The 4,802-nt window shown below is 42.6% G+C and carries 6 protein-coding genes; all 6 read right to left on the reverse strand.

The genetic code is table 11. From position 1 onward, the window contains the following. Window positions 1-723, reverse strand: a 723-nt coding sequence (locus AB5935_RS23445; RefSeq protein WP_368327621.1) for a cell division ATP-binding protein FtsE, incomplete at its 3' end; no start/stop codon positions are given. 1 nt (window position 724) lies between these two features. After that, window positions 725-1,336: a bifunctional phosphoribosyl-AMP cyclohydrolase/phosphoribosyl-ATP diphosphatase HisIE gene (hisIE, locus tag AB5935_RS23450; RefSeq protein WP_007832614.1), complete on the reverse strand. Its 612-nt coding sequence runs from the start codon at window positions 1,334-1,336 to the stop codon at window positions 725-727. 165 nt (window positions 1,337-1,501) lie between these two features. Further along, a complete protein-coding gene (hisF, locus tag AB5935_RS23455) occupies window positions 1,502-2,257 on the reverse strand; it encodes an imidazole glycerol phosphate synthase subunit HisF (RefSeq protein WP_007832615.1) in 756 nt (251 codons plus the stop codon). Window positions 2,258-2,266: 9 nt separating this feature from the next. Then, window positions 2,267-2,986, reverse strand: a complete 720-nt coding sequence (gene hisA / locus AB5935_RS23460; protein WP_007846545.1) for a 1-(5-phosphoribosyl)-5-[(5-phosphoribosylamino)methylideneamino]imidazole-4-carboxamide isomerase — start codon at window positions 2,984-2,986, stop codon at window positions 2,267-2,269. Between the two features lie 41 nt (window positions 2,987-3,027). Further along, window positions 3,028-3,618, reverse strand: coding sequence for an imidazole glycerol phosphate synthase subunit HisH (gene hisH, locus AB5935_RS23465; RefSeq protein ID WP_007846547.1), 591 nt, complete (start codon window positions 3,616-3,618; stop codon window positions 3,028-3,030). Beyond that, window positions 3,618-4,475, reverse strand: coding sequence for a formyltetrahydrofolate deformylase (gene purU, locus AB5935_RS23470; RefSeq protein ID WP_007832621.1), 858 nt, complete (start codon window positions 4,473-4,475; stop codon window positions 3,618-3,620). Before purU ends, hisH begins: the two co-directional genes overlap by 1 nt. Window positions 4,476-4,802 lie beyond the last annotated feature (327 nt).

The raw sequence follows: 4,802 nt of genomic DNA on the forward strand, positions 1-4,802 counted from the left end.
TTCTCCTTTTTCGGTCTCATTTTGACTTCTTTCCATCCGGCTGTATTCGTGAGTCACTTCTTTGATATGATGATTCTCAAAACGGTAGACAACTCCCGGATATTCCGACAAGAGATGCAGATTATGGGTGGTCATCATGATGGCGGAGCCTGTAGCACAAATGGATTTCAGAAGTTCTACAATTTTGCGCCCTGTTTCCGTGTCCAGGTTACCCGTCGGCTCATCGGCCAGAATAATGTCCGGCCGGTTTAGGATGGCACGGGCGATAACAATGCGTTGTTGTTCGCCACCCGATAGTTCGTTGGGCATTTTGTATCCTTTACCGGTCATTCCCACTTGGTCCAGTACTTCTTCAATGCGTGCTTTGATGGTTGCTTTGTTTGTCCATCCGGTGGCGCGCAATACAAAACTGAGGTTAGCGTGTACGGTGCGGTCTGTCAGTAACTGAAAATCTTGAAAGACAATGCCTAAACGGCGGCGCAGTTCGGGAATATGCTTCCGCTTGATGTTAGTCATGTTGTAGCCTAGCACCTCGGCTTCTCCTGACTGTATATCCAGCTCACCGTAAATTGTTTTCAGTAATGAGGTCTTTCCGGAACCGACTTTCCCAATGAGGTAAACAAATTCACCCTTGTTCAGTTCCAGGTTTACATCTTCCAATACGCCTAATTCTTGTTGGTTGATATATACGTTTTTATATCGAATGAGAGCTTCGTCCATCATTTTAGTGTTTTTTCCACGTAGCGCTATGACGTTCTTTCAATTCACGGGCAAGGTCCTCGATGCGATAGCCTTTTGAGGTGAGCAGTACAATCATGTGGTATATCAGATCGGCTCCTTCGTAGATAAGGCGTTCGTCGGTTCCGTTACAAGCTTCGATAACCGTTTCCACGGCTTCTTCACCTACTTTCTGTGCCATTTTGTTGATACCGGATTCGAACAGGCTGGTGGTGTAAGAGCCTGCGGGCATTTCCTCATGACGTTTGTCAATGAAATCTTGTAATTCCTTTAGGAACATGATGTCTTCTTTGTTTTCTTCTCCCCAGCAAGTATCTGTTCCGGTGTGACATACAGGACCTGCCGGATTTACTTTGATCAGCAGGGTATCCTTGTCACAGTCTTCTTTTATAGAAACAACATTCAGGAAATTCCCGCTTTCTTCACCTTTTGTCCACAGGCGGTTCTTGGTACGGCTGAAGAAAGTTACTTTACCAGTTTCCATTGTTTTTCGGTATGCTTCTTCATTCATAAACCCTAACATCAGTACTTTGTTGGTGCTGTTGTCTTGTATGATGGCGGGGATCAACCCGTTCATTTTTTCAAAATTCAAATCCATTTTTCTATATTTTTATTGTTATATTATCGGTGTTGTATAGAACTTGTTTAAAATTTCATCAGCATCGTCATTCAGAGTGGAATGAGGACCTGAAGGTCGTTTGCCAGTCTTTCACCCTGTCTGGGATGGTAATGGAAACAGATTTAGATGCAATTAAAAACAGAGTTATAACCTCACATTAATTCCTTGCTCGCAAAGATACTGTTTTAATTCGGGAATTTTAATCTCTCCGAAATGAAAAACGCTGGCTGCTAATGCTGCATCTGCTTTCCCTTTTGCAAATGTATCGCGGAAATGTTCCATGCATCCGGCGCCTCCAGATGCGATGACGGGAATTGTCAGTAAATCGGCCAGGGTGGAGAGGGCTTCGTTGGCATATCCGTTTTTCACTCCGTCATGGTTCATGCTCGTGAAGAGAATTTCTCCTGCCCCGCGGTTGTTCACTTCTTTAGCCCAGTCAAACAGGTACTTGTCGGTTTCAATCCGGCCACCGTTCAGATAGCATTTCCAGCCAGTTTCGGTCTGCTTGGCGTCAATGGCTACCACACAAACTTGTGAACCGAAATGTTTGGCAATCTTGTCTACCAAATCCGGATTACGGATGGCTGATGAATTGATAGAAACTTTGTCAGCTCCCGCGTTCAATAGCCGGTCTACATCGTTCAGTTCGTTTATACCTCCTCCTACAGTAAAGGGGATATTGATATTAGCCGCCACCCGTTTTACCAAATCGGTAAAGGTTTTGCGTCCTTCATGGCTGGCAGTGATGTCAAGAAAGACCAGCTCGTCAGCTCCCTGTTCACTGTAGGTATGCCCCAGTTCTACCGGATCACCTGCTTGACGTAAGTTTACGAAATTGGTTCCTTTTACGGTCTGCCCGTCTTTGATGTCCAGGCAAGGTATGATTCTTTTTGCTAACATAATTTGTTCTTACATGAAACGGTTTAAGTCTTTCAATGTAATTTTTCCCTCGTATAACGCCTTGCCGAAAACAACAGCCGGGACTTTGGCTATTTCCAGGTCGATAATATCCTGTATACAGCTTACTCCTCCGCTGGCTATCAGATGCATATCCGGGAACTCCTTCAGGATTTGCTGGTATAGTTCCACGGAAGGCCCTTGCAACATTCCGTCACGGCTGATGTCGGTACACAACACCTTGAAAACTCCTTCTTTAGTATAATCTTTCAAAAAAGGGATCAACTGCTGCTGACTTTCCTCTTTCCAGCCATTGACAGAAATTTTATTCTTCTTTACATCAGCTCCCAGAATGATTTTCTCGTTTCCGTATTGTTCCAGCCATTTTTTGAAAAGTCTGGGATTTTTCACGGCTACGCTGCCCAGAGTTACCATTTGTGCGCCATTATCGAAAGCGATGACTAGATCCTCGTCTGTCTTTATCCCTCCTCCAAAATCAATGACCAGAGAAGTACGGCTGGCGATTTGGTCCAGTACACGGTAATTCACAACATGGCGTGAGGCTGCTCCATCCAAATCGACAATGTGCAGACGATGAATCCCATGAGCTTCAAATTCTTTGGCAACCTCAACCGGGTTTTCGTTATATACTTTCTGTGTGCTATAATCTCCTTGAGAAAGACGGACGCATTTGCCATCAATAATGTCGATGGCAGGAATTAACTCTATCATATCTATTTCTTCTTATACATTATTATATATAATGTAATGGTTCACAATTCTAAAAAGTTCCTCAGGATTCGTTCGCCCACGGCTCCACTCTTTTCGGGATGAAACTGTGTTGCATAAAAATTATCTTTGTGCAAGGCCGAACTGTAGGGGAGGATATAATCTGTTTGTGCTGCCGTAAACTCGTTCAGGGGCACATAGAAGCTATGTACGAAGTACACAAATTCTTCTTTGGTGAATCCTTTGAACAGGTCGCTGCGTACATGGGTCAGGGTGTTCCATCCCATATGGGGTACTTTGTCTTCATGCCGGGTGGGGCTGAACAACTTTACATCAGTATCAAAGATGCCCAAGCAATCGGCATTTCCTTCTTCGGAGTGCCGGCACATCAGCTGCATTCCCAGGCAGATACCTAGTACAGGTTGTTTTAAGTTTTTGATAACTTCATCCAGCCGGTTTTTCCGGAGATGGCTCATGGTTGTTTCGGCTTCGCCCACACCGGGGAAGATAACTTTGTCGGCACTCATCAATAGTTCCTTATCGGAAGTGATGGTTGCTTCTACTCCAAGGCGCTTCAATGCATAGTTTACGGAGTAGATGTTTCCTGCATTATATTTTACGACAGCAATTTTCATCAGCTAAAGATAACTGTTTTATTTTTATAAGCCAATACTTTTCGTTCAATATGTTTCTGAACAGCACGAGAAAGGACTATTTTTTCCAAGTCTTTACCTTTACTTACTAAATCCTGCACAGTGTCCTTGTGTGTGATGCGTACTACATCTTGCTCAATGATAGGACCGGCATCTAGTTCGGAGGTAACATAATGGCTGGTCGCACCAATGATTTTTACTCCTCGTTCAAACGCTGCATGATAAGGTTTTGCACCAACGAACGCAGGGAGGAAAGAGTGGTGTATGTTGATGATACGGTTGGGGTATGCTTCAATCATTTGTTCGGAAATCACTTGCATATAGCGTGCCAGTACAATGAAATTGATGTTATGTTGTTCCAACAGCTCCATTTCTGCTTTTTCCTGTTCCATTTTGTTCTCTTTGGTAATAGGGAAGAGATAGAATGGTATACCGAAGCGTTCTGCTACATGCTGCAGATCGGGATGGTTACTTATAATCAGCGGAATTTCCACATTCCATTCTCCGGCAGTGTAGCGTGCCAGCATATCGAACAGGCAATGGGACAGTTTGGAAACAAATATGGCCATTTTGGGTTTTACATCCGAGAAATAAAGACGGAATTTCATTTCATATTTTTGGGCATACAATGTTTCAAAATAATCTTCTATTTTATCTTTAGGAATAAAGAAATCCTTTATTTCCCATTCTATACGCATGAAAAATATATTTTCTACATGGTCCACATATTGGTCTAAGTAGACAATATTACCTCTGTTAATTGTAATAAAGTTTGTGACTTCTGCCAAAATGCCTGGTTGGTCTGGGCAGTGCAACAATAATTTTGCAGTTGTATTCATCTTTTTCCCTAATTTTCGATTTTAATCTATTGAGTGCACAAAAATAGCGAATTATTGCTAATGAGCTAAATTTTATAACAAGAAGTTTGTTGAAAAGATTAAAATAATAACAATATCGTAATTTTTAGGATGGGAAGGTAAAGGGAGTCGGAGAATATTTTTTTAATGGTTTTTGCCAAAATGCTTGCAGATTTAAAAATAATGCGTACCTTTGCACCCACAATCGAGAGAGAAAGTATCGGAAGAAAGATTATTAAAATTATTGGTGCGTTAGTTCAGTTGGTTAGAATACATGCCTGTCACGCATGGGGTCACGGGTTCGAGTCC

It is taken from the genome of Phocaeicola sp. RTP21198st1_B8_RTP21198_201120 (genome assembly GCF_040929485.1).
Lineage (GTDB): Bacteria > Bacteroidota > Bacteroidia > Bacteroidales > Bacteroidaceae > Phocaeicola > Phocaeicola dorei.